The organism is Pseudomonas sp. PDM27 (assembly GCF_019219205.1).
GTDB classification, from domain to species: Bacteria; Pseudomonadota; Gammaproteobacteria; order Pseudomonadales; family Pseudomonadaceae; genus Aquipseudomonas; species Aquipseudomonas laurylsulfatiphila.
Genome location: NZ_JAHUWF010000010.1, coordinates 218,641 through 243,579, shown reverse-complemented (window position 1 = coordinate 243,579; position 24,939 = coordinate 218,641). Strand labels below are relative to the sequence as shown.

Below are 24,939 nucleotides of genomic sequence, written 5' to 3'. Positions count from 1 at the left end.
CATTTGCCAACCATCCTCGAACCTGGAGAAATCGAAGCGGCGGCCAGTTCGCCGCCGTTTCTGTACCTGCCACCGCCTGACCTGTTCAGCCTGCGCGCCCAGCGTCTGGATACCCTGGCCGAAGGGCACCCGCTGGCCGATTACCTGCGCCTGATTGCCGGGTTGTGCCGGGTGCAGCAACAGGTGCTGGACGACCCGCCGCTTGGTGAGCCTCTGGACCGGCAACGCATCGAATTGTGCCAGCAGCATGGCTTGCCGCCCTTTGCGGCCGACAGCCTGGCGCGCGAAGACGACTGGCAGCTTTACCTCGATGCCTTGTTGCAGCGCTATGGCGCACCGCCACAATCTGCCGTGGCCGATGCCGTGGACACCTTGCGCCTGGCCGCTGCCGGGCAACGCCGTGCCTGGGCGGTGGCACTGGTCAGCGGCCAGTATTCGCTGGTACCGGCGGCGCTGGTGCCGTTTCTCGGTGCGGCGCTGCAGACCGCCTGGAGCCACTGGCTGTTGAGTACGCCGAACCTGGCACTGACCCCCGGCGACAGCCTCAGCCAGTGCCCGGCCTGTGGCTCGCCGGCCATGGCCGGGGTCATCCGCCATCGCGGCAAGCACAACGGCTTGCGTTATCTGGTCTGTTCGCTGTGTGCCTGCGAGTGGCACGTGGTGCGGGTCAAGTGCGTGTATTGCGAGCAGAGCAAGGGCCTGGAATACCTCAGCCTTGAAGATGATCGCCATGCCGCCAACCAGGCGCCGTTGCGCGCCGAAGTCTGCCCCGGCTGCAACAGCTATCTGAAGTTGCTCTATCTGGAAAACGATGCGGATGCCGAAGCGTTGTCGGCCGACCTGTCCAGCCTGATGCTCGACATGCGTCTGGCCCAGGACGGTTATCAGCGCCTGGCGCCGAATCTGCTGCTGGCGCCGGGAGACGAATAAACCCAGCGTCTACACTCTGGCGCGAGGGTCATTCGTTTTCAGGAGTGCCAGATGTCTGCACGCGGTGCCAGCCAATCCCTGCGTCTACCTTCCATTGACAGTCTGTTGCGTCACCCGGCGTGCCGGCCGTTGGCCGAGCGCCATGGACGCGACGCCTTGCTGGGTGCCTTGCGGCTGTTGCTGGATGAATTGCGCGAAGGGGTACGGCAGGGATTGCTCGAACCTGTAGAAGTCAGCGCCGAAGTGCTGGCAGGCAGGGTCGGCGAGCGATTGGCGATCCAGCATCGCAGCCATGTGCGGCGGGTGTTCAACCTCACCGGCACGGTGCTGCATACCAACCTCGGGCGGGCGTTGTTGCCCGAAGAAGCGATCGAGGCGGTGCAAATGGCCGCGCGTTATCCGCTCAATCTGGAATTTGACCTGCGCAGTGGCAAGCGCGGCGATCGCGACGACCTGATCGAAGGCTTGATCCGCGAGCTGACCGGCGCCGAAGCGGTGACCGTGGTCAACAACAATGCCGCAGCGGTCCTGCTGACCCTCAACAGCCTGGGGGCGCGCAAGGAAGGGATTATTTCCCGGGGCGAACTGATTGAAATCGGCGGCGCCTTCCGCATTCCCGACATCATGGCCCGCGCCGGGGTGAAGCTCGTCGAGGTCGGCACCACCAACCGCACCCATGCCCGCGACTACGAGGCCGCCATCGGCCCGCGCAGCGGTTTGATCATGCGGGTGCACGCGAGCAACTACAGCATTCAAGGCTTCACCACGAGCGTGCCGACCGCCGAACTGGCGCAACTGGCCCACCGGCACGGCTTGCCACTGCTCGAAGACCTCGGCAGCGGCAGCCTGCTGGACTTGACCCGCTGGGGGCTGCCCGCCGAACCGACGGTGCGCCAGGCGCTGCTGGATGGCGCGGACATCGTGACCTTCAGTGGCGACAAACTGCTCGGCGGCCCGCAAGCCGGGCTGATTGTCGGTCGCAAGGACCTGATCGCCAGGATCAAGAAAAACCCCCTCAAGCGTGCGCTGCGGGTCGACAAAATGACCCTGGCGGCCCTGGAAGCAGTGCTGGGTCTATACCGAAATCCGGACCGACTGGCCGAGCGTCTGCCAAGCCTGCGCCTGTTGACCCGGCCACAGGCCGATATCCTCGCCCAGGCTGAGCGCTTGCAACCGGCGCTGGCCCGCGTGCTGGGTGACGGCTGGAGCGTCAGCGCCATGCCGTCACTGGGCATGATCGGCAGCGGCAGCCAGCCGGTGGCGCGGCTGGCCAGCGCGGCGCTGTGTATTCGCCCACTCACCTCGAAGCGTTTGCGCGGGCGATCCTTGCTGAATCTGGAGGAGGCCTTTCGCGCCTTGCCGATCGCGGTGCTCGGGCGCATTGACGATGACGCCCTGTGGCTGGACCTGCGGCAACTGGACGACGAGCCGGCCTGGCTGACGCAGCTCGATCAATTGCACGTGGAGGGCCGGGCAGGGTGATTGTCGGCACCGCAGGACACATCGACCATGGCAAGACGGCGCTGCTCCAGGCGCTGACGGGGCAGGCGGGCGACCGGCGCCGGGAGGAGCGTGAGCGCGGCATGACCATCGACCTCGGCTACCTGTATGCCGCGCTGGAGCCGGAGGCACCACTGACCGGTTTCATCGACGTTCCCGGCCATGAGCGCTTCACCCACAACATGCTGGCCGGGGCGCAGGGCATCGATCTGGTGTTGCTGGTGGTGGCCGCCGATGACGGGGTGATGCCGCAGACCCGCGAGCACCTGGCGATCGTCGAGTTGCTCGGCATCCCGCGGGCGCTGGTGGCGATCAGCAAGTGCGATCGGGTCGACAGCGCCAGGGTGCAGGACGTGCGTGAGAAGATCCGTACCTTGCTGGCGCCCGGACCCTTTGCCGATGCGCCGCTGATTGCACTGTCGAGCGTGAGCGGCGAGGGCGTCGAATCCTTGCGCAAAGCGTTGCTCGATGCCCAGCGTGAAGTGTCGCAACGCAATACAGAAGGTGGTTTTCGCCTGGCGATCGATCGGGCCTTCAGCGTGGCCGGGGCCGGTATCGTGGTGACCGGTACGGCGCTGTCCGGCCAGGTCGCGGTGGGCGATACCTTGCTGTGGGGGCCACAAGGCAAACCGGTGCGCATTCGCGGCCTGCACGCGCAAAACCAGGCCGCCGAACAGGCCTGTGCCGGCCAACGCGTGGCGTTGAACCTGAGTGCCGAACGATTGACCCTGGAGCACATCCATCGCGGTCACTGGTTGCTGGCCGGCGGCCTGTACGCGCCGACCCAGCGCCTGGACATCGACATGCAGTTGCTTGCCGGCGAATCCCGGGCCTTCGAACACTTTCAACCGGTGCACGTGCACCTCGGCACCCAGGACGTCACCGGCAGAGTCGCCTTGCTCGAAGGCGCCAGCCTGGCGCCCGGTGGGCGGATGTTTGCACAACTGCTGCTCAATGCGCCGGTGCACGCGGTGAAAGGCGATCGGCTGATCCTGCGCGACCAGAGTGCCCAACGTACCTTGGGTGGCGGTCGGGTACTCGATCCGTTTGCACCGACCCGGCAACGCCGCAGCCCCGAACGCTTGGCGCAGCTGGTGGCACTGGCGAGCAGCACCAGGCTGGAGGATGTTTTGCCGGCATTGCTGGCCCACAGCGACACCGGGATCGATCCGCAGCGCCTGGAGCGGCAGTTCAACCGACCGCGCAGCCGTTGGGTGTTGCCCGCTGACGTACGCTTGATCGACACCCGCCAGGGCGCGTTGCTGTTCAGTGCCAGCCGTTGGCAGGCCTTGAAGGCCGCCGTGCTGGAACACCTCGCACGCTTTCATCAGCTCGAACCGGACCAGATGGGGCCGGACCGCGATCGCTTGCGCCGATTTGTCGGCAGCACTCAAGATCGCGCGACATTCATCAGCCTGCTCGACGAGTTGCTGGCCAGCGGCGACATCGCCAGCAGTGGCCCGTGGTTACATCTGCCCGGGCATCAGGTGCGCTTGAGCGAAGAGGACGAAGCCCTGTGGCTGCAATTGCAGCCGCTGTTCGAACAGGCCGCATTCGACCCGCCGTGGGTGCGCGACCTGGGGCATGAGGAAGCGGCCGTGCGCGGATTGCTGCGCAAAATGGCGCGCCTGGGCCTGATGCATCAAGTGGTGCGCGACTTGTTTTATACCGACAGCATGATTCGTCGATTGGCGGCTATGCTGTTGCAACTGGCGGACGCCAACCCGGTGATCCAGGTGGCGGCGTTTCGTGATGCGGTGGGCCTGGGGCGCAAGCGCAGTATCCAGATACTGGAGTACTTCGACCGCATCGGCCTGACCCGGCGATTTGGCGATCGTCGCCAGGTCCGCCCGGACAATGCGTTGGCCCAGCGCAATGAGCCCTGATTCAGGGGCAGGATTCAAGGAAGGCAATCGCGCCCGGTGGCGCGGCCGGGCTTCAAACCCGGTTGGGGACGGCATCCGTTCCCGGGCAGGTTCGACTCCGGCTGCCTTCCGCCAAACAACCTGTAGGAGCGAACTTGCTCGCGATGGTCGTTAACGATAACGCTTGTTTACTGGGTAAACGCGGCGCTCTCGAGATCATCGCGAGCAAGCTCGCTCCCACAAACGCGGTCTTCTGTGGGAGCTGGCTTGCCAGCGATGGTCGTTAACGATAACGCTTGTTTTCTGGGCAAATGCGGCGCTCTCGAGACCATCGCGAGCAAGCTCGCTCCCACAGACGCGGTCTTCTGTGGGAGCTGGCTTGCCAGCGATGGTCGTTAACGATAACGCTTGTTTTCTGGGTAAACGCGGCGCTCTCGAGACCATCGCGAGCAGGCTCGCTCCCACAGACGCGGTCTTCTGTGGGAGCTGGCCTGCCAGCGATGGTCGTTAACGATAACGCTTGTTTTCTGGGCAAACGCGGCGCTCTCGAGACCATCGCGAGCAAGCTCGCTCCTACAGGCGCGGCCTTCTGTGGGAGCTGGCTTGCCAGCGATGGTCGCTAACGATAACGCTTGTTTTCTGGGTAAACGCGTCGCTCTCGAGACCATCGCGAGCAGGCTCGCTCCTACAGACGTGGTCTGCTGTGGGAGCTGGCTTGCCAGCGATGGTCGTTAACGATAACGCTTGTTTTCTGGGTAAACACGGCGCTCTCGAGATCATCGCGAGCAAGCTCGCTCCCACAAACGCGGTCTGCTGTGGGAGCTGGCTTGCCAGCGATGGTCGTTAACGATAACGCTTGTTTTCTGGGTAAACGCGTCGCTCTCGAGACCATCGCGAGCAAGCTCGCTCCTACGGACGCGGTCTTCTGTGGGAGCTGGCTTGCCAGCGATGGTCGTTAACGATAACGCTTGTTTTCTGGGTAAACGCGTCGCTCTCGAGACCATCGCGAGCAAGCTCGCTCCCACAGACGCGGTCTTCTGTGGGAGCTGGCTTGCCAGCGATGGTCGTTAACGATAACGCTTGTTTACTGGCTAAACGCGGCGCTCTCGAGACCATCGCGAGCAAGCTCGCTCCCACAAACGCGGTCTTCTGTGGGAGCTGGCTTGCCAGCGATGGTCGTTAACGATAACGCTTGTTTTCTGGGTAAACGCGGCGCTCTCGAGATCATCGCGAGCAAGCTCGCTCCTACAGGCGCGGTCTTCTGTGGGAGCTGGCTTGCCAGCGATGGTCGCTAACGATAACGCTTGTTTTCTGGGTAAACGCGGCGCTCTCGAGATCATCGCGAGCAAGCTCGCTCCTACGGACGCGGTCTTCTGTGGGAGCTGGCTTGCCAGCGATGGTCGTTAACGATAATGCTTGTTTTCTGGGTAAACGCGGCGCTCTCGAGACCATCGCGAGCAGGCTCGCTCCTACAGACGCGGTCTTCTGTGGGAGCTGGCTTGCCAGCGATGGTCGTTAACGATAATGCGTTTCTACTGGCTAAACGCGGCGCTCTTGAGACCATCGCGAGCAAGCTCGCTCCTACAGACTGGTCAATCGCCGACAACGCCGGACCAACGATGCGCTCGTCTCAACCGGGCTGTCCATCGGCCCGGTCCAGCACGCGGCCGGGGATCCATTATTCTGATAGTGATGCAAGCGCCAACGGACGAGGAGGGGACGCAATCATGCCTGCCCAGGATCGCGAACTGCTGGACCGGATACTGACCGCTCATGGCGGCCTGGCGCGCTGGAACAGTTTCAATAAGGTCTGCGCCACGATCGTCACCGGCGGCTCGCTCTGGGGCATGAAAGGGTTGACCCAGGACAGCGCGCCACGGCAGATGACCGCATGGCTGCATGAACAAAGAGCCTCGGTGACACCCTTCGGTGCACCGGGGCAATTCACGGCCTATACGCCGAACCGAATCGCCATCGAGAATACCGCGGGCAAGGTGATTGCCGAGCGCCAGGCACCCCGGGCATCCTTCAAGGGCCATGGGGAGCACACAGCCTGGGACCCCTTGCACCGGGCCTACTTCAACGGCTATGCGATGTGGTCCTACCTGACCATGCCCTTCCTGTTCACCTTGCCGGGCGTAACCAGCGAGGAAATCGAGCCCTTGCAAGAGGGCGCCGAGCTCTGGCGGCATTTGCGGGTGCACTTCCCCGACAGCATCGCAACCCACAGCGCCATCCAGGACTTCTACTTCGGCGATGACTTTCTACTGCGCCGCCACGACTACAACGTCGATGTGAGCGGCGGCATGCCCGCTGCCCAACTGGTTTATGACTACGTCCAGGCTGACGGCTTGCACATGCCGGGCAAGCGGCGAGCCTATCGGCGCAAGGCCGATGGGCAGGTCAACAAGGAGGCGTTGCTGGTGTCGATCGACTTGAGTGAGATCCATTACTCGTAGCGATCGAATGACAGGGAACTGTAGGAGCCGGCTTGCCGGCGATGGACTCAAGTGCACCGCGCTCCTCTAGATCACGCGCGTTATCGTTAACGACCATCGCTGGCAAGCCAGCTCCCACAAAGGACGGCGCCCACGCTAAAACTGTAGGAGCCAGCCTGCTGGCGATGGACTCAAGTGCGCCGCGTTCATCCAGGTCACACGCGTAATCGTTAACGACCATCGCTGGCAGGCCAGCTCCTACAAGGGGCTCTGCCCACGCTGAAACTGTAGGAGCCAGCCTGCTGGCGATGGACTCCAGTGCGCCGCGTTGATCCAGTTCACCCGCGTTATCGTTAACGACCATCGCTGGCAAGCCAGCTCCTACAGAAGACCGCAATGTTAAAGATGATCCGCATCGATCACAGCCTTGGCGAACGCCTGCGGGTCTTCCTGCGGCAGGTTGTGGCCGATGCCGCCGTTGATCAGGCGGAACTCGTATTTGCCGGTGAAGCGCTTGGCATAGTCTTCGGGGGCCGGGTGCGGTGCGCCGTTGGCATCGCCTTCAAGGGTGATGGTCGGCACGCTGATGGACGGCGCCGTGGCCAGCTTCTGCTCCAGCGCTTCGTAGCGGCTTTCCCCCTGGACCAGGCCCAGGCGCCAGCGGTAGTTGAACACGGTGATGTCGACATGGTCCGGGTTGTCCAGCGCCTTGGCGCTGCGGTCGAAGGTGGCGTCATCGAACGCCCATTTCGGCGAAGCCAGTTGCCAGATCAGCTTGGCGAAGTCGTGGGTGTTTTTTGCGTAACCGGCGCGACCGCGGTCGGTGGCAAAGTAGAACTGATACCACCACTGCAGTTCCGCCTTGGGTGGCAACGGGTTCTTGCCGGCCGCCTGGTTGCCGATCAGATAACCGCTGACCGAGACCAGCGCCTTGACCCGCTCCGGCCACAGCGCGGAGACAATGTCGGCCGAACGCGCACCCCAGTCATAACCACCGAGCACTGCTTGCTTGATCTTCAACGCATCCATGAAGTCGATGACATCACTGGCCAGAGCAGCCGGCTGGCCATTGCGCAGAGTCTGGTCGGAGAGGAAATGCGTATCGCCATAGCCGCGTGCATAGGGCATCAGCACCCGGTAGCCCTTGGCGGCGAGCAGCGGCGCGACGTCGTCATAGCTGTGAATGTCGTACGGCCAGCCGTGCAGCAGGATCACCACCGGTCCGTTGGCCGGGCCGGTTTCGGCGTACGCCACGTCCAACAGCCCGGCGTTGACATGCTTGAGCGGGCCGAACGGCGAGGGCGCCGCCTGAGTGGTTTGGGCAGGGGTCGCAGCCGGCTGCACGGTGGCGGCCGTTTGCCCATGGGCTGCGCCGAGCACACCGAACAGGCTGAGTGCGAGGATCGATGGGCCGACCAGGTGGCGGCGAGTCTTGCCGGTGTTGCTGTTGCGCAGTGCCATCTTCATGGGATGTCTCCATTACCAGCCATGGGCCGGGGTTCGGTCTGAACCCCTGCAAACCTTGCTTGTATTGAAACGCGGCAACGTATCCGGCCTGTGTCCAATCAACGACCGGATGAAAGTCTGTGTATCGGGACGTCGCACTGACACAGTGTGATACACAGCGGCGTCATGCGTAGCCCGTGACCTGCGCACATGGTTTTTTTGCCGAGCGTACGCCTCGCGAGGCTCGCGTTGGGAAAGTCAATACGGATCTACCGTCTTTGAACTAACCAAGCGACGCCACACTGTTGAGCAATGTCTTGACCAGTTGAGCCTGGCGGGTCGCACCGGTCTTGGCGAACACCCCGCGCAAATGGGCGCGCACCGTGTTGCGTGAAACCCCGAGGGCCAGGGCTGTTTCATCGAGGGTTTGCCCGTCCATGACGAGCATGGCCACTTCGGTTTCGGTCGGCGTCAGCTGGAACAGGCTGCGCAACAGGTTACGCGATGCCTGCGGCGAGTCCGCCGGGTCGCGGATGAACACCGCTACGGCGGGCCGGCGTGCGCCGTTGCGCGATTGATAGCTCACGGGGATGGGGCGCAGCAGTAAATTGAGTGGCATCTCGCCGCTTGGCCGGGTCAGGGTCAACACTTCGATGTCGTCGAGACCGCGTTGGCGTTGTTTCAATACGGCCAGGATGGCTTGCTGGACATTGCGGTTCTGCTGGCTGGTGAAGGCACAGAGCTTGTCGTGTCGGCATTCCAGGCCGTCACGGCTGTCGAACAGTCGCTGGGCGGCGCGGTTGCAACGCATCATTCTGCCGTCTTCGTCGAGGATCGCCGTGCCCACCATCAGCCGGTCGATGGTCGCGGCATAGAGTTGCCGTTCGGAGTCCAGTTGCTCTACCGCTGAATGCAGATCCACCGCTTGCTGCAGATGGGGCAGGAGCAGGCGAATCAGGGCTATCTCCGTTGTATCGAAGTCGCGGCTGGCGTGGTTGCGGCAGGCGAACAAGGCGCAGTGCATACCCGTGGGCGTGCGCATGTTGGCGACCAGGACGTGGCGCAGATCCAGGGGTTGCAGATAGTTGCGGTAGAAGTCGTGGGCCAGCCAGGCATCGGTGCCCAGTACCTGATCGGCACTGGCCACCTGCTCGACAGGCCAGTCTATGAAAGGGCAGATTGCGTAGTACTGTTCGCTGTAGAACGGCTCGCCTGGCAACAGGGGACCATGAATCGATGCGTTGACGATCAGCCCCGGCCGTTCATGGTCGGGGTTGCGTAGCACCAGGGTGAAGAAGCTGGCGTCGAATCGCTGACGCAAGGTTTCCAGCAGGCCGGACCAGGGTGTGGATTCAAGGGGGCCTTGATAGACCAGCGCAAGCAAGTGACTGAGTTCTGCAGACGGGATTTCGGTATCGGGCTGCAGGTCCGTGCAGACCGGAAGAGAGAGGGTCATGGATGCGCCTCGCTGCTGCTTGTTATTGTCGTTCGAGTATTGATCGCGCCCATGGCGGGAAAATCGTCCGTTTGGCTTAGGCGGGTTGTCGGGCCATGTGATAGGCAGCGCTACACCGGTTGATGCCGGCATAGCGCTGAGTTCATGGGCTTTTACAGTGCCAGCAGCGCCTCGACGATACGTTCGGCGGCGGTTTCGGCCGACTCGTTGCGGGTATCGATATGGATGTCCGGCGTTACGGGCGGCTCATAAGGTGAGTCGATCCCGGTGAAGTTTTTCAACTCGCCGCGCCGGGCTTTCTGGTACAGGCCCTTGGGGTCGCGCTGTTCGGCCAGGGCCAGTGGCGCATCGACGAAAATTTCCAGGAAATTACCGTCTCCTGCCAGGCGGCGTGCCATCTCGCGCTCGGCACGGAACGGCGAGATGAACGACACCAGGGTGATCAGGCCGGCATCGAGCATCAGCTTCGCCACTTCCGAGACCCGGCGGATATTCTCCACCCGGTCGGCTTCGGTGAAGCCCAGGTCGCGATTCAGGCCATGGCGGACATTGTCGCCATCGAGCAGGTAAGTGTGCCGGCCGAGGGTATGCAGCTTGCGCTCCACCAGGTTGGCGATGGTCGACTTGCCCGCGCCGGACAACCCGGTGAACCACAGGATTCGCGGCGACTGCCCCTTGAGCGCCGCATGGGCCTCGCGGTTCACGTCGACGGCCTGCCAGTGCACGTTCTGTGCGCGGCGCAAGGCGAAGTGCAGCATGCCGGCACCGACCGTCCTGTTGCTCAGGCGGTCGATAATGATGAATCCGCCCGTATCGCGGTTATCGGTATAAGCATCGAAGGCGATCGGCCGGTCAAGGTGCAGATTGCACACACCGATACCGTTCAGCTCCAGGGTCTTGGCCGCCAGGTGTTCCAGGCTGTTCACATCGACCCGGTGCTTGAGGCTGGCGCAGCTCATGCTGACGGTGCGGCAGCCGATCTTCATCAGGTAAGGACGCCCGGGCAACATCGGCTCTTCGTCCATCCACACCAGCGTCGCCTCGAACTGGTCGGCAACCGCCGCCGGTGCGTCGGCCAGGACAATCATGTCGCCGCGGCTGATATCGATTTCGTCCTTGAGCGTCAGCGTGACAGCCTGGCCGCACAGGGCCTGTGGCTGTTCCCCGGCGCTGCCGAAGATTCCGGTGATCTCGCTCTGATGACCTGACGGAAGCACCCGGATACGATCCCCCACGCTGACGCTGCCCGCGGCGACGTTGCCGCAGTAGCCACGAAAGTCGAGGTTCGGCCGGTTCACCCATTGCACGGGCAGGCGGAATGCGGCCTCGACCTGTCGAGCCTGCTCAAGGGGGACGTTTTCCAGATGCTGGAGCAGGGTCGGTCCCTGGTACCAGGGGGTGTTCGGGCTGGCTTCCAGCATGTTGTCGCCGCGTAGCGCAGAGAGCGGGATGCACTGGATGTCGTGCAGGCCAATCTGCGTGGCGAACGCACGATAATCGGATTCGATGCGTTCGAACACCGCTTGGGAATAGTCCACCAGGTCCAGTTTGTTGATGGCGACCACGACCTTGCGGATGCCCAGCAGGGACACCAGGTAACTGTGCCGGCGGGTCTGGGTGAGGATGCCCTGGCGGGCATCGATGAGGATCACCGCGAGGTCGGCGGTCGAGGCGCCCGTGACCATGTTGCGGGTGTATTGCTCGTGGCCGGGGGTGTCGGCGACGATGAACTTGCGCTTGTCGGTGGCGAAGAACCGATAGGCGACATCGATGGTGATGCCTTGCTCACGCTCGGCGCTCAAACCGTCGACCAACAGGGCGAAGTCCAGTTCGTCGCCCTGGGTGCCGAGTTTTTTCGAGTCGGCTTCGAGTTGGCCAAGCTGGTCCTCGAACAGTACCTTGGACTCATAAAGCAGGCGGCCGATCAGGGTGCTTTTGCCATCGTCGACGCTGCCACAGGTGATGAAGCGCAGCAGTTGCTTGTTCTGTTGCTGCTCCAGATAGGGCGTCAGGTCGCCATTGAAGGTGTCGTTCAGCGCGCTCATCAGAAATACCCCTCTTGCTTCTTTTTCTCCATGGAACCGGCCGAATCGCTGTCGATCAGTCGACCCTGGCGTTCCGAAGTACGGCTGACCAGCATTTCGCTGATGATCGCCGGCAGGTTGTCGGCATCGCTGTCGATGGCGCCGGTCAGCGGGTAGCAGCCAAGCGTGCGGAAACGCACCTTGCGCATTTGCGGCGTTTCTCCCGGTCGCAGCGGCAGGCGCTCGTCGTCGACCATGATCAGCGTGCCGTCACGCTGTACCACCGGGCGCTCCTTGGCGAAATACAGCGGCACGATGGGGATCTGTTCGAGGTAGATGTATTGCCAGATATCCAGCTCGGTCCAGTTCGACAACGGGAATACCCGCAGGCTTTCGCCCTTGCGTTTGCGTGTGTTGTACAAGCGCCAGAGCTCGGGGCGCTGCTGTTTCGGGTCCCAGCGATGCTGCTCGGAGCGCAGCGAGAACACCCGTTCCTTGGCCCGCGACTTCTCTTCATCACGGCGGGCACCGCCGAAAGCGGCGTCGAATCCATAGTGGTCCAGGGCCTGCTTCAGCCCTTGGGTCTTCCACACGTCGGTATGCAGGGCCGAGCCGTGGGTAAAAGGATCGATGGCCTTTTCCACGCCCTCGGGATTGACGTGCACCAACAGTTCCAGCCCCAGGCGCGATGCCGTCTGGTCGCGGAACGTGATCATTTCGCGAAACTTCCAGGTGGTGTCCACGTGCAGCAAGGGGAAGGGCGGTTTGCCCGGGGCAAACGCCTTCATCGCCAGGTGCAGCATCACGGCGCTGTCCTTGCCGATGGAATAGAGCATCACCGGGTTTTCACACTCGGCGACCACTTCGCGGATGATCTGGATGCTTTCCGCTTCCAGCCATTGCAGATGAGTCAACATCGGATACCTCCTCGATTTCTGCCGGGTTTGGCTCCGGCGGACCTCCAAGGTAGGTAAAGCGCCGCTGGCGCTTCTTCGTCTGCTCGGACGAAGAACGCGACAGCGGCTGAAGGTCACGCGACGGACGCGTACAACGTCTCGGCACGCACCTTGAGGGCGCGGGCTACGGCATCGAAGCCCTGTTGCACCCAGGGACCATGGTTGGCCATGACCTGGTCGGCGGTCGCACCGAGGAACTGGTCGGTGGTGTGGTAACGGCAACTGGCCGGACCGGTGCGCTCGATGTGCTGTTCGCGGCGGGCAGCGTCCGGATTGTCGGCACTGGCATACATCTCCCAGGCGAGCAGTCGGTGGGGCTCGAAGTCCGCCAGGTATTCGATCACGTGCAGCAATTCACCCGGTTGCCCCGGATGGGGCAGGAACAGGTTGACCGGCTCCCCAAGTCGCAGGCTCGACTCGACCTTGACGGTATAGGGGTTCCACTGCGGATAACGCGCCAGGTCGATCAGTACCGACCAGACCAGTTCAGCTGGCGCGGCGATGTCCACGATGACGGAACGAACCAGATTTTTCTCTGCGGTCATGGGTGACTCCTCTGAGAGTGACTCCGCGCCACGCATCGCGACGGGAGTAAGCCATGGGCTCAGGCGCGATCCTCCGCGCTCGGGATGCCCGGCTCCTCGTCCGAGCGGACTAGCCGGGCGCTTAGTCCGCTCGGACGAAGAACCGGCAAGCGGGAACTCCCTAAGGTCACTGGCAGCGGCGGGATGTCCGCCGGCAGAGGAGAGCGACATGGTTGCAGACATGGTTACAGACAGGATCGATCAGGAGGTGCTCAGCGGTGAGAGCTGGAACCTCTTTTGCGAGCAATTGCGCCGCAGTGGCGAGCAGATACTGCGCCGCGAAGCGCCGGCCGATGTGCAGACCCGTGCCGAAGGCTTTCGTTATCTCACCCGGTTACTGCGCATTGCCCTGGAAATGCACCTGGAATTCGCTGACCCGGACTTTCCGGGCTTCATCACTCCGTCCCATGAAACCGCGAAAATCGGCGCCGACAACCCGGATAACCGGTACAGCTATGCGCGCCTGAACGGCGAGCATGAGTACCGGGTCAGCGGTCACCGTGGCAGCGTGGCCTACCTCAGCTTCGGCTCCCAGAAGGGGGGTTATGAGACGGATGGCAAGATGACCCAGACCGGTTTCCTCGATGCCGGGTCACTGGCGCTGGATGCCGAGGGCCACTTCGAAATCATCCTCAGCCAGCGTCAGCCGGCTGAAGGCAACTGGCTGCGGCTGGAGCCGCAGAGCAATGCCCTGATCGTGCGCCAGACGTTTCTTGACCGTAGCAGTGAGCAACCGGCCCAACTGCGAATAGAGCGCCTGAATGCCGGGCAGACACCCGAGCCGTTGACGGCGCCACGCTTGCAGCAAAGCCTGCAGCGGGTGGGCAGTTTCGTCGAGAACACCGCCCGATTGTTTGCCGATTGGGCCCAGGGTTACCAGGCCCATCCCAATCAACTGCCAGCTGCCGACCAGGCGCTGTGCCAGTCCGTGGGGGGCGACCCGAACATTTTCTATTACCACTCCTACTGGGCCCTGGCCGAAGACGAGGCCTTGCTGATCGAGGTCGACCAGGTGCCTGACTGCGACTTCTGGAATGTGCAGATCAACAACTACTGGATGGAGTCGCTGGACTACCGCTACCACCGCATCTGCCTGAACAAGCATTCAGCGCGCCTGGACGCCGATGGCCGCTTGCGCATGGTGCTCTGCGGCGTTGATCCGGGCCTTGAGAATTGGCTGGAAACCGCCAGCCATCCCCACGGCACCCTGTGCTTGCGCTGGGTGGGGGCGCAGCATCCCGTGCACCCGACCACGCGCGTGGTCAAGCTCGATGCGTTGAAGGAGATTGTGCGATGAGCGCCGATGATTTCGCCCTGGATGCCTTGCTGGCCGAAGCCAGTTCCCGTGCCGGGGGACTCGACGACTTCGGTCCCGGGGATTTTCGCCAGGGCTTGCGGGTATTGGCCGACGCCCTGAAGAACGAAGCGTGCCTGTCGCCCGCCGGGCGGGGCCTGTTGCGGGAAAAACTGCTGGGGCAACTGGTCAACCGCCTGGTCATGGAGGATCACTTGCGGTGCCACCCGGAGATCCTTGAGCAACCCATCGAAGACCCCTTGGTGATCGTCGGCCTGCCGCGTACCGGTACTACACTGCTGCAGCGCACACTGGCGGTGGATCCGCAGTTCAGCAAGGCGTTGTGGTGGGAAACCCGTTACCCCGCACCCTTGCCCGGTGAAACACTGGAGCAACCACAAAAGCGCATCGCCCGGGCACGGGACGAAGTCGCGGGAATGATCGAGTTCCTCCCGCAGTTGCTGGCCATCCACCCGCTGGACGCCGAGCAGCCCGATGAAGAGTTCATGCTGATGGAACACTCGTTCCTGTGTGCCATGGACTCCTACGTCAATGTACCGAGCTATACCGCCTGGCTTGACGCTCAGGACCAGACGCAGGTCTATCGGTACCTCAAGCGAACCCTGCAGTTCCTGCAATGGCAGCAGGCACGTCGCGGCATCGAGCCTGGCCGTCGCTGGCTGCTCAAAAGCCCGCAGCACCTGCATACCCTGGAGCTGCTGTTCGAGGTTTTTCCAAAGGCGCAGGTCGTTCTCACCCACCGCGAACCCGCCAGGACCATTCCTTCGCTGGCCAGCTTTATCCATACCCTGTGGTTGCTCTACAGCGACGAGGCGGATGCCGAGGCCGTAGGAGAGCAGTGGAACCGCCGTATGGCACGTGCGTTGCGCCATGGGATGGCCGTCCGCGAGCGTATGCCCCCGGAGCGTTTCCTTGATGTGCACTTCGAAGACACCGTGGCCGAGCCGCAGGCTGTCGTCGAAAGGATCTATCAGTTTGCCGGCCTCCAATTGACGCCGCAGACCCGGTCCGCCATGGCGCAATGGCTGCAGGCAAACGGGCGTGAAAAGCGTGCGGTTCATCACTACAGCCCCGGCCAGTTCGGCCTCAGCGAAGAGATTTTGCAACGAGACTATGCCGAGTACCGGACCCGGCATATTCAAGCCTGAAACCCGTACAGCTCATAACAACAAGAGGAATCTCCCCATGCTGTTGAAAGACAAGGTCGTGATGGTCTCGGGTGTCGGCCCCGGGCTGGGTATCAAGCTGGCCATGGAGGCCGCACGCGAAGGTGCGCGCGCCGTTGCCATCGGGGCGCGGGACAAGGCGCGGCTGCTCGAGGCGCAACAACGTATCCTGGCGCTCACCCACACCTGCGAGGTGTTGTGTGTACCCACGGACATTACCGATGTCGATGCCTGTCAGCGTTTCGCCGCAAACACCCTGGAACAATTCGGGCGTATCGATGCGCTGATCAACAGCGCCTTCTCCCACGGCGGCTTCCAGTCCGTGGAGGAGGGCGACAACGCGCCATTGCGCGAGGCCCTGGAGGTCAATCTGCTGGGCTCGCTGAACATGAGCCGCGCCGTGCTGGCGCCCATGCGCACCCAGGGCACCGGCGCCATTGTCATGATCAATACCCTGGGGGTCCGCAAGCCTTACCAGGGGGGTGCCGCCTATGCTGCCTCGAAAAGTGCACTGGCTGCGACGGTGCGCTACCTGGCGACCGAGCAGGCGGTGCATGGCCTGCGGGTCAACGGCCTGGCGTGCGGCTGGATGTGGGGCGAGCCGGTCCAGGCCCTGGTCCGCCAGACCGCCGCCGCCCGGGGCGTCAGTGAGGAACAGGTGCGTGCCGAACTCAGTGCCGGGATCCCGGGTGGGCGCATGCGCACCGATGACGAGTGCGCACGCGCCGCGCTGTTCCTTGCATCGGACTACGCCAGTGCAATCAATGGCGCGCAACTGGATGCCAACGGCGGCGAAATGATGTGCTGAGGAACAGACAGATGATTGATCACTGCGCCTTTAATGGCGATGCGGATGGCCTCTGTGCGCTGCAGCAATTGCGCCTGGCCGGGGAACTGGAGCGCGAGGTGCGCTTGATCAGCGGGGTCAAGCGCGATATCGAACTGCTGCGCCGGGTCACGGCCGCTCATGGCGAGCGGGTCACCGTGCTGGATGTGGCCCACGAGCAGAATCGCGAGGATACCCGGCGTTTACTCGACGCCGGTGCCCGGGTGCGCTATTTCGATCACCACTATGCGGGTGACCTGCCGCGACACCCGGCATTCGAGTCATTTATCGATACGGCGGCCCATGTGTGTACCAGCATCCTGGTGGACAACTACCTCTCGGGACGAGAGCACCGCTGGGCGGTGGTCGCCGCCTTTGGTGATGGCCTGGCCGGTCCGGCGCGTGCGCTGGCCGAACGACACGGGTTGAATACGGAGGAGGTGGTGGCGCTGGAAGAACTGGGTCAGTTGTTGAACTACAACGCCTACGGCGACAGCCTGGAGGACCTGCATTTCGATCCGTTGGCCCTGGCCGGCGAACTGTTGCCGTACCGCGATCCAATGGACTTCATCCGCGACAGCGCGAGTTTCATCACCCTGAAAGAGGGGCACGCCGCCGACATGGCGGCAGCCGCTGACCTGGTGCCGTGGCGTGAGGGCAACGGTGCGCGGCTCTATCGCTTGCCGCCGAAGCCATGGGCGCGACGGGTCAGCGGGGTGCTGGCCAATCAATTGGCGGCACAGGCTCCGCACCTGGCCATTGGTCTGCTCAGTGCCAAGGCCAATGGCGAATGGGGGTTCAGCCTTCGTGTACCTGACGGCAGCGAACAGACGGCGGATGCGTTCTGCCGTCAGTTCCCGACGGGGGGTGGACGCAAGCGTGCAGCCGGCATCAACCGTTTGGCCGAGTCGGATCTGCCCGCGTTTGCAGAGCGCTTGCTTGCCGGTTATTCGTCTGGATGTTGCTGAGGTTGCAGAGACAGTCCGGCATGGATGCCGGATTTCACCTGCAGATTGACGCGCAGTAGCCTTTGCGCGGGTTTCTGAGCGGATTTGTTCAAACTATTTTCCCGAATGCATGGCAATCGCCCTGTAACTGAGCTTTGCTACTGAGTCTGACGACGCGCGATCGACCCGCTGTTTTCCGTGGAGAACAATCGATGCCTACCTTCCAAACGCCTGTCCGGTTGTTCTGTTTCGGTCTAGCCATTGGTCTGTTCGCGATACCCCTGCACGCCGCACAAGCTCCCTCTGCCAATCCGCCTGCGGTGCAACTGGAACCCAAGGCATTGGAGGTTCTAAAGGCAATGAGTGCCAGGCTCGCGGGCACTCAGGGCATGAGTTTCAAAGCCGTCACGACCTACGAAAAACCCAGCCGGTTAGGGCCTCCCCTGGCCTATGGCACGGTGGACCTGGTCAATGTGCAACGACCGGATCGCCTTCGTGTGTTGACGTCCGGCGACGGTCCGGCCACCGAGTTTTACTACGACGGTAAAAAAGCCTATGCCTTCGAACGTAAAGGCGACTTGCTGGCCCAGGCGGACGCGCCGCCTACCATTGATGCGACCCTGGAGGCCGCGTACCAGCGTGCCGCGATCTATTTTCCGTTTACCGACGTGATCGTCGCCGATCCCTACAAGGATTTGTCCCGGGACCTGCGCGTGGCGTTTTACATCGGCCAAAGCACGGTGGTCGGTGATACCACCACCGATGTGATCGCCTATACCAGCGACAGCGTGTTCGTGCAGGCGTGGATCGGCGTGCAGGACAAGCTGCCACGCCGGTTGCGCGCCGTGTTTCTCGATGATCCGACACGATCCCGGCATCAAGTCGATTTCAGTGACTGGAAGCTCCAGTCGGCGATGCCTGCCGATTTTTTCAGGCCTGACCACATCGAAACGGCCCACCGCATTCAGTTTGCCCCACCGCCCGATCTTCGTGCCCCGCAGGGGGTAAAAGAACCCGTGGCGAAACCCTGAACAAGGAGACTGATCCATGAACAGATCTACCTTGAAATTCGCCGGCCTGCTTGTCGCGCTGCTCACCTGCAACCAGGCAGCGGCCTGGTCCCACGCTTCCGGCTTCGGGCGCACTTACGGAGGAGGGGGCTCATGGAGTCATTCGGGTGAATACGGCTCGGCTTCGGGCGGGGGCGGCAGTTGGAGTGGCGAAACCAATCGCGGCGGCTCGGCTTCCGGAGGTGATGGGAGCTGGAGCGGCACAGGCTATCGCGGCGGCACGGCGTCCGGCGGCGAGGGCTCCTGGCACGGCACGGGCGCGGAAGGTGGAACGGCGTCGGGTGGCGAAGGTGCCTGGCATGCGCAAGGTGAAAATGGCGCTACCGCCGCCGGCTATCACGCGGATGGCTATGGCACGACGGCTTACCGCCCCCCCGTTTATGGCACAACCGCCTACCGTGCCGTGCCTTACGGGACCGCTTACTACCATCCGCCAACCGCTGTGATTGCCAGCAGTGGCTGCTACAACTGTGGCTATAACGAGGGCGTCAATCCGGCAGCCGCCGCTGCGGCCGGCGTGGTCGTCGGTGAAGCAGCCGCGACGGTCGCCAACCAGAACGCCAGCTATAACGCCGGCATGGTGGCTTCCGCACCACCGACAATGCCCATGGGCGCGACGTACGCCTCACTGCCCCCGGGCTGTGGCTTGATAAGTTTCTCCAATACCACGTATTACCAGTGCGGCAACGCCTGGTTGCGACCGTCCTTTGGTGCCAACGGGGTTTATTACACTGTCGTGCCGATGCCTTGAGTGCCGGGGGGCTCATGGATGGGGCCCGAACTGTCAGGCGACGCTCATGCTGCGGTGCGTGTTGATCAGGTTCAGCACGACGCCCGGATCCGCCAGGGTGGAGATATCCCCCAACCCTTCGTATTCGGCCGCCGCAATCTTGCGCAGAATCCGCCGCATGATCTTGCCCGAACGGGTCTTGGGCAGCCCCGGCGCCCACTGAATCACATCCGGCGAGGCAATCGGCCCGATCTCCTTGCGCACCCAGTTCTTCAGTTCCAGGCGCAGCTGCTCGTTCGGCTCCTCACCATTTTTCAGGGTGACGTAGACATAAATGCCCTGGCCCTTGATGTCGTGCGGCACACCGACCACCGCCGCTTCGGCGACTTTCGGGTGCGCGACCATCGCGCTTTCGATCTCGGCGGTGCCCATGCGGTGGCCGGAGACGTTGAGCACGTCGTCCACGCGACCGGTGATCCAGTAGTAACCATCGGCATCGCGACGGGCGCCGTCACCGGTGAAGTACATGCCGCGGAAGGTCTTGAAGTAGGTGTCGACGAAGCGGTCGTGGTCGCCATACAGCGTGCGCGCCTGGCCCGGCCACGAATCGAGAATCACCAGGTTGCCCTCGGCCTCGCCTTCGATGATGTTGCCCAGGTTGTCCACCAGGGCCGGCACCACGCCGAAGAACGGACGCGCCGCCGAGCCCGGCTTGAGGGCATGGGCGCCCGGCAGCGGGCTCATCATGTTGCCGCCGGTTTCGGTCTGCCACCAGGTGTCGACGATCGGGCAACGGGACTTGCCGACGTTCTTGTAGTACCAGTCCCAGGCTTCCGGGTTGATCGGCTCGCCCACCGAACCCAACAGGCGCAGGCTGCTGCCATCGGCGCCTTCAACGGCGGCGGTGCCCGAGGCCATCATGGCGCGGATCGCGGTCGGCGCCGTGTAAAGGATGTTGACCTGGTGCTTGTCGACGATCTTCGCCACCCGGGTGATGTCCGGGTAGTTCGGCACGCCTTCGAACAGCAGGGTGGTGGCGCCGTTGGCCAGCGGGCCGTAGACGATGTAGCTGTGCCCGGTCACCCAGCCGACGTCGGCGGTGCACCAGTAGATCTCGCCCGGGCGGTAGTCGAACACGCGCTCGTGGGTCATGGCGGCGTACAGCAGGTAGCCGCCGGTGGTGTGCTGCACGCCCTTGGGCTTGCCGGTGGAACCCGAGGTGTAAAGGATGAACAGCGCCTCTTCGGCGCCCATCTCTTTCGGCGCGCACACGGTGCCGGCCACTTTCATCAGGTCCTCGAACCAGATGTCGCGATGCTGGTTCCACTTGATGTCGCCACCGGTGCGCTTGCACACGATGACTTTCTGGATGCTGCTGGTTTCCGGGTTGGTCAGCGCGTCGTCGACGTTGGCCTTGAGCGGGATCTTCTTGCCGGCACGAATGCCTTCGTCGGCGGTGATCACCACTTTGGATTTGCAGTCGATGATGCGACCGGCCAGGGCTTCCTGCGAGAAGCCGCCGAACACCACCGAGTGAATCGCGCCGATGCGGGTACAGGCCAGCATGGCGACCACGGCTTCGGGGATCATCGGCATGTAGATGGTCACCACGTCGCCGCGGTGCACGTCCTGACCACGCAGGGCGTTGGCGAACTTGCAGACTTGCTCGTGCAGTTCGCGGTAAGTGATGTTGCGGCTTTCGGCAGGGTCGTCGCCCTCCCAGATGATCGCGACCTGGTCGCCACGCTCGGCCAGATGACGGTCCAGGCAGTTGTAGGACACGTTCAGGGTGCCGTCGGCGAACCACTTGATGTCGACATGGTGGTCATCGAAGGAAGTCTGCTTCACCGTGGTGAAAGGCTTGATCCAGTCGAGGCGCTTGGCTTGCTCGCGCCAGAAGCCGTCGGGGTTGACGACCGACTGCTGGTACATGGCCTTGTAGGTCGCCTCGTCGGTCAGCGTGTTGGCCAGAACCTCGGGACGAACGGGATACAGGGAAGCCGCACTCATCTTTCTTACCTCGGTGGAATAGTTGTTTTTGTGATCTGTTACGGGTTTGCAGCTCAAGCATTCGGGCAAATGCACATTCAAATCCGGAAGCGACTCAGTAGTTTGTCTTGCTGGCCGACGTGCTCCACCATGGCTGAGCATTGGCGAGCCTGCTTGTCCGCGCTGCCGGAGACTTCAATACTGATATCGCGGATATTGGTGGTGTTGCGGTTGATTTCTTCGGTCGTGGCGCTTTGTTCTTCAGCGGCCGCGGCAATCTGCAGGTTCATGTCATTGATGCGGTAAATGGCTTCGCGTATGCGTTCGAGGGTGTCATTGGCGGCGTTGGCATCCCCGGCCGTTTTGCTGGCCGTGTCTCGGCTCTGCTGCATGCGTGCCTGGGCATGTTTTACCCCGGTCTGCAGCTGGTCGATCATCTCGCGTATTTCCTGGGTGGATTGCTGGGTGCGCGAGGCCAGGGAGCGCACCTCATCGGCCACGACCGCAAACCCGCGTCCCGATTCGCCGGCACGGGCTGCTTCGATGGCGGCATTGAGGGCGAGCAGATTGGTCTGGTCAGCGATGCTGGTGATGACCGCCACAATGGATTCAATGCTTTGACTGAGGGTGGACAAGTCATTGATCGCATGACCGGTGGCGTCCATCTCCTCGGCCAAGCGCTTGATGGCCCCGGTAGACCGGGAAACCAGAGCGACGCCGTCAGCGGTTTCTTCGTTAGCGGCAATGGCTGCTTCGGCAGCGGTTTGTGCGTTGCGCGCGACGTCCTCGGCGGTCGAGGCCATCTCGGTCATGGCGGTGGCCAGTTGATCCAGTTCCTGCAATTGCACCTGGACGCGGTTGGCGGCCTGATCCGCTTCGTTTGAGGTTGCGGTGGTGCTCTCGCGGACCTGTTGCGAGCTGTTTTTCACGTCGCCGATGAGCGCCTTGAGGTTGTGCAGGAACTGGTTGAACTCCCCGGCGACCAGGGCAATTTCATCATTGCCGACCACGGGCAGCTGGCGAGTCAGGTCGCCTTCACCGCGATTGATGTCGGCCAGCGAGTCTTTCAGTTGTTCCAGCGGCCGCAGCAGTCGCCTGACCAGCAGGCCCAACACCAACAGGCTGAGCAGCACGCCCAGGCCGGTACCGATCACGGCCCGCCAACTCAGGGTATGGGCGGCGGCCATGACGATGTCCTGGTCCAGGACCACGCCGATGTACCAATCCATCCCCTTGAGATCGGAGAGGGGAATGAAGGACACCAGGAGCGACTTCCCATCGCTGCGCACCTCTTGAAGCTGACCGTCGAGGGGCAGGGCGCTCCCGGCAAAGAGCTGACTGTAGGGCTTGCCGTTCAGTTCGGCGTCCGGGTGGGAAATGATGTTGCCGCTTTTGCTGAGCAGGAACGCATAACCGGCCCCGCCGAAATCCAGGGTATTGATGGCATCGGCCACCGTGGTCAGGCGGATGTCACCGCCAAACACCCCGAGCAGCTGTCCCGCGTCGCTGATCCGGGCGACGGCCGAGATCAGGATTTCACCCGTGGTGGAGTCCTTGTAGGGTTCGGTCAGGACGGCTTGGCTGCGGGTCTTTCCCGTCGCATACCAGGGACGGGTGCGACCGTCATAGTCGGGTTTCGGATTCCACGCCGCCGAGTTCTTGATGGGCTTTCCATCAGCCTCAAGGGCACCGAACACCAGCTTGAATTCGTCTTTCAGAATGGGCGAATCGATGATGCGTTGGGTCGTTTGCACACTGTATTGGCGATCGATCGCCTGGGAGGCCAGGTCCATCAGATGAAGCTTGCCGTTCAGCCAGTTCTCGATCTGACGTGCCACCGCATTGCTCGATTCGGCAATGCTCGCCTCGACCTGGTGACGCAAAATGCTACGGATCTGCTCGACCTGAACCAGCGATAGAAGACTGGTGGTCACCAACAGCACACAAGCAGCCACAAGGCTCACCTTGTAACGGATTTTCATCGAGGGCTCCAAAGGGGCGATCAAGGGGAACAGAAAAGTCTCAGGTCAGTGAGGACGCCTTCGCGAGCAAGCCCGCTCCCACAGGGGGGAATGTGGACACAAGTCCAATGTGGGAGCGGGCTTGCTCGCGAAGGCGGTAGAAAGGGCGACACGGAAATCAGTGTCGCCCTCGATTTTAGAAGAAACCCAACGGATTGATGTCGTAGCTCACCAGCAGGTTTTTGGTCTGCTGATAGTGGTCGAGCATCATCTTGTGGGTTTCACGGCCGACGCCGGACTTCTTGTAGCCGCCGAACGCGGCGTGCGCCGGGTACAGGTGGTAGCAGTTGGTCCATACACGACCGGCCTTGATGGCGCGGCCCATGCGGTAGGCGCGGTTGATGTCGCGGGTCCAGAGGCCGGCGCCGAGGCCGAACTCGGTATCGTTGGCGATGGCCAGGGCTTCGGCTTCGTCCTTGAAGGTGGTGATGCTCACCACCGGGCCAAAGATTTCTTCCTGGAACACGCGCATCTTGTTGGTGCCCTTGAGCAGCGTCGGCTGGATGTAATACCCGCTCGCCAGGTTGCCCTCGAGTTTTTCCACCTTGCCGCCGGTCAACAGTTCGGCCCCTTCGCCCTTGGCGATTTCCAGGTACGAAAGGATCTTGTCGAATTGCTGCTCGGACGCCTGGGCGCCGACCATGGTGTCGGTGTCCAGCGGATCGCCGCGTTTGATTTGCAGGACTTTCTTCATCACGACGGCCATGAACTCGTCGTAGATCGACTCCTGCACCAGCGCACGGGACGGGCAGGTGCAGACTTCGCCCTGGTTGAAGAACGCCAGCACCAGGCCTTCGGCGGCTTTCTCGATGAAGGACGGTTCGGCCTTCATGATGTCTTCGAAGAAGATGTTCGGCGACTTGCCGCCCAGTTCCACGGTGGACGGAATGATGTTTTCCGCTGCGCATTTCATGATGTGCGAGCCGACCGGGGTCGAGCCGGTGAAGGCGATCTTGGCGATGCGTTTGCTGGTGGCCAGGGCTTCGCCGGCTTCTTTGCCGAAGCCTTGCACGATGTTCAGCACGCCTGGTGGCAGCAGGTCGCCGATCAGTTCGACCAGCACGGTGATGCCCAGCGGGGTTTGCTCGGCGGGTTTGAGCACCACGCAGTTACCGGCAGCCAGGGCCGGGGCGAGTTTCCAGGCGGCCATCAGGATCGGGAAGTTCCACGGGATGATCTGCCCGACCACGCCCAACGGCTCATGGAAGTGATAGGCCGCAGTGTGTTCGTTGATTTCAGCGGAGCTGCCTTCCTGGGCGCGGATGCAACCGGCGTAGTAGCGGAAGTGGTCCACCGCCAGCGGGATGTCGGCGTTCAACGTTTCACGCACGGCCTTGCCGTTGTCCCAGGTTTCGGTGACGGCCAGCAGTTCGAGGTTCTGCTCGATGCGGTCGGCGATTTTCAGCAGCGCCAGGGAGCGGTCCTGCACCGAGGTCTTGCCCCAGGCGTCGGCAGCGGCGTGGGCAGCGTCCAGGGCCTTGTCGATGTCTTCGGCCGTGGAGCGGGGGAATTCGGCAATCGGTTGGCCATTCACCGGCGAGGTGGTGGTGAAGTACTGACCTTTGACCGGCGCGACGAACTCGCCGCCGATGTAGTTGCCGTAGCGGGACTTGAAGGAAACGATGGCACCGGCAGTGCCTGGGTGGGCGTAGTTCATGATCGGGTTCTCTTGTTGT

18 protein-coding genes, 1 tRNA gene and 1 pseudogene are annotated in these 24,939 nt (G+C 62.7%); 11 read left to right on the top strand and 9 right to left on the bottom strand.

The window, feature by feature from the left end; all coding sequences use genetic code 11:
* Positions 1–3 precede the first annotated feature (3 nt).
* From fdhE to KW838_RS21120, 5 genes are all read left to right on the top strand, one after another.
* Positions 4–930: a formate dehydrogenase accessory protein FdhE gene (gene fdhE, locus KW838_RS21140; RefSeq protein WP_218503434.1), complete on the top strand. Its 927-nt coding sequence runs from the start codon at positions 4–6 to the stop codon at positions 928–930.
* A gap of 51 nt (positions 931–981) precedes the next feature.
* Entirely contained in the window at positions 982–2,412 is a 1,431-nt protein-coding gene (selA, locus tag KW838_RS21135; RefSeq protein WP_218503417.1) for an L-seryl-tRNA(Sec) selenium transferase, read from the top strand.
* On the top strand, positions 2,409–4,316 hold the full coding sequence (gene selB / locus KW838_RS21130) for a selenocysteine-specific translation elongation factor (protein ID WP_218503414.1): 1,908 nt from the start codon (positions 2,409–2,411) through the stop codon (positions 4,314–4,316). Before selA ends, selB begins: the two co-directional genes overlap by 4 nt.
* Positions 4,317–4,334: 18 nt before the next feature.
* Positions 4,335–4,430: transfer RNA gene (locus tag KW838_RS21125), tRNA-Sec, on the top strand.
* 1,592 nt (positions 4,431–6,022) lie between these two features.
* On the top strand, positions 6,023–6,754 hold the full coding sequence (locus KW838_RS21120; protein WP_102701406.1) for a hypothetical protein: 732 nt from the start codon (positions 6,023–6,025) through the stop codon (positions 6,752–6,754).
* Between the two features lie 378 nt (positions 6,755–7,132).
* On the opposite strand, the gene KW838_RS21115 is transcribed toward KW838_RS21120, so the two are convergent.
* The 5 genes from KW838_RS21115 to KW838_RS21095 all read right to left on the bottom strand — a co-directional run bounded on the left by KW838_RS21115 (position 7,133) and on the right by KW838_RS21095 (position 13,160).
* Positions 7,133–8,200: an alpha/beta fold hydrolase gene (locus tag KW838_RS21115; RefSeq protein ID WP_218503412.1), complete on the bottom strand. Its 1,068-nt coding sequence runs from the start codon at positions 8,198–8,200 to the stop codon at positions 7,133–7,135.
* A 262-nt stretch (positions 8,201–8,462) separates the two neighbouring features.
* Complete coding sequence (locus KW838_RS21110; RefSeq protein WP_218503410.1) at positions 8,463–9,635, bottom strand: helix-turn-helix transcriptional regulator; 1,173 nt, start codon at positions 9,633–9,635, stop codon at positions 8,463–8,465.
* Between the two features lie 152 nt (positions 9,636–9,787).
* Positions 9,788–11,680 carry a sulfate adenylyltransferase subunit CysN gene (gene cysN / locus KW838_RS21105; protein ID WP_218503408.1) on the bottom strand — a complete coding sequence of 631 codons (1,893 nt, stop codon included), beginning with the start codon at positions 11,678–11,680 and terminating at the stop codon, positions 9,788–9,790.
* Complete coding sequence (gene cysD, locus KW838_RS21100) at positions 11,680–12,624, bottom strand: sulfate adenylyltransferase subunit CysD (RefSeq protein ID WP_173900840.1); 945 nt, start codon at positions 12,622–12,624, stop codon at positions 11,680–11,682. The genes cysN and cysD overlap by 1 nt, the downstream gene beginning before the upstream one ends.
* A 65-nt stretch (positions 12,625–12,689) precedes the next feature.
* Complete coding sequence (locus KW838_RS21095; protein ID WP_102701390.1) at positions 12,690–13,160, bottom strand: SRPBCC domain-containing protein; 471 nt, start codon at positions 13,158–13,160, stop codon at positions 12,690–12,692.
* Positions 13,161–13,368: 208 nt separating this feature from the next.
* On the opposite strand from KW838_RS21095, the gene KW838_RS21090 reads away from it, so the two are divergent.
* The 6 genes from KW838_RS21090 (at position 13,369) to KW838_RS21065 (ending at position 19,274) form a co-directional block, all read left to right on the top strand.
* Positions 13,369–14,496, top strand: coding sequence for a DUF1214 domain-containing protein (locus tag KW838_RS21090; protein ID WP_218503405.1), 1,128 nt, complete (start codon positions 13,369–13,371; stop codon positions 14,494–14,496).
* A complete protein-coding gene (locus KW838_RS21085) occupies positions 14,493–15,662 on the top strand; it encodes a sulfotransferase (protein ID WP_218503403.1) in 1,170 nt (389 codons plus the stop codon). The genes KW838_RS21090 and KW838_RS21085 overlap by 4 nt, the downstream gene beginning before the upstream one ends.
* A gap of 37 nt (positions 15,663–15,699) precedes the next feature.
* A complete protein-coding gene (locus tag KW838_RS21080) occupies positions 15,700–16,488 on the top strand; it encodes an SDR family oxidoreductase (RefSeq protein ID WP_218503401.1) in 789 nt (262 codons plus the stop codon).
* A gap of 11 nt (positions 16,489–16,499) precedes the next feature.
* Positions 16,500–17,474: an acetyltransferase gene (locus KW838_RS21075; protein ID WP_218503392.1), complete on the top strand. Its 975-nt coding sequence runs from the start codon at positions 16,500–16,502 to the stop codon at positions 17,472–17,474.
* 191 nt (positions 17,475–17,665) lie between these two features.
* Complete coding sequence (locus tag KW838_RS21070; protein ID WP_218503390.1) at positions 17,666–18,484, top strand: DUF2092 domain-containing protein; 819 nt, start codon at positions 17,666–17,668, stop codon at positions 18,482–18,484.
* A gap of 16 nt (positions 18,485–18,500) precedes the next feature.
* Positions 18,501–19,274 carry a hypothetical protein gene (locus KW838_RS21065; protein ID WP_218503388.1) on the top strand — a complete coding sequence of 258 codons (774 nt, stop codon included), beginning with the start codon at positions 18,501–18,503 and terminating at the stop codon, positions 19,272–19,274.
* A gap of 33 nt (positions 19,275–19,307) precedes the next feature.
* Here the strand turns inward: KW838_RS21065 and acs are convergent, their stop codons facing one another.
* The 4 genes and pseudogenes from acs to KW838_RS21050 all read right to left on the bottom strand — a co-directional run bounded on the left by acs (position 19,308) and on the right by KW838_RS21050 (position 24,920).
* Positions 19,308–21,263: an acetate--CoA ligase gene (gene acs, locus KW838_RS21060; RefSeq protein ID WP_218503386.1), complete on the bottom strand. Its 1,956-nt coding sequence runs from the start codon at positions 21,261–21,263 to the stop codon at positions 19,308–19,310.
* Positions 21,264–21,340: 77 nt separating this feature from the next.
* Positions 21,341–22,090, bottom strand: coding sequence for a methyl-accepting chemotaxis protein (locus tag KW838_RS29955; protein ID WP_371317883.1), 750 nt, complete (start codon positions 22,088–22,090; stop codon positions 21,341–21,343).
* 108 nt (positions 22,091–22,198) lie between these two features.
* Positions 22,199–23,224: pseudogene (locus tag KW838_RS29950) on the bottom strand (cache domain-containing protein); the annotation flags it as partial.
* A gap of 175 nt (positions 23,225–23,399) precedes the next feature.
* Entirely contained in the window at positions 23,400–24,920 is a 1,521-nt protein-coding gene (locus tag KW838_RS21050; protein ID WP_126045830.1) for an aldehyde dehydrogenase family protein, read from the bottom strand.
* Between the last annotated feature and the right edge of the window lie 19 nt (positions 24,921–24,939).

Excerpts from the sequence above, each read along its gene's own strand:
- selA (WP_218503417.1), top strand. The coding sequence starts at position 982 with ATGTCTGCACGCGGTGCCAGCCAATCCCTGCGTCTACCTTCCATTGAC.
- KW838_RS21120 (WP_102701406.1), top strand. The coding sequence starts at position 6,023 with ATGCCTGCCCAGGATCGCGAACTGCTGGACCGGATACTGACCGCTCAT.
- KW838_RS21115 (WP_218503412.1), bottom strand. The coding sequence starts at position 8,200 with ATGAAGATGGCACTGCGCAACAGCAACACCGGCAAGACTCGCCGCCAC.
- KW838_RS21110 (WP_218503410.1), bottom strand. The coding sequence starts at position 9,635 with ATGACCCTCTCTCTTCCGGTCTGCACGGACCTGCAGCCCGATACCGAA.
- cysN (WP_218503408.1), bottom strand. The coding sequence starts at position 11,680 with ATGAGCGCGCTGAACGACACCTTCAATGGCGACCTGACGCCCTATCTG.
- KW838_RS21095 (WP_102701390.1), bottom strand. The coding sequence starts at position 13,160 with ATGACCGCAGAGAAAAATCTGGTTCGTTCCGTCATCGTGGACATCGCC.
- KW838_RS21090 (WP_218503405.1), top strand. The coding sequence starts at position 13,369 with ATGGTTGCAGACATGGTTACAGACAGGATCGATCAGGAGGTGCTCAGC.
- KW838_RS21085 (WP_218503403.1), top strand. The coding sequence starts at position 14,493 with ATGAGCGCCGATGATTTCGCCCTGGATGCCTTGCTGGCCGAAGCCAGT.
- KW838_RS21080 (WP_218503401.1), top strand. The coding sequence starts at position 15,700 with ATGCTGTTGAAAGACAAGGTCGTGATGGTCTCGGGTGTCGGCCCCGGG.
- KW838_RS21075 (WP_218503392.1), top strand. The coding sequence starts at position 16,500 with ATGATTGATCACTGCGCCTTTAATGGCGATGCGGATGGCCTCTGTGCG.
- KW838_RS21070 (WP_218503390.1), top strand. The coding sequence starts at position 17,666 with ATGCCTACCTTCCAAACGCCTGTCCGGTTGTTCTGTTTCGGTCTAGCC.
- KW838_RS21065 (WP_218503388.1), top strand. The coding sequence starts at position 18,501 with ATGAACAGATCTACCTTGAAATTCGCCGGCCTGCTTGTCGCGCTGCTC.
- acs (WP_218503386.1), bottom strand. The coding sequence starts at position 21,263 with ATGAGTGCGGCTTCCCTGTATCCCGTTCGTCCCGAGGTTCTGGCCAAC.
- KW838_RS21050 (WP_126045830.1), bottom strand. The coding sequence starts at position 24,920 with ATGAACTACGCCCACCCAGGCACTGCCGGTGCCATCGTTTCCTTCAAG.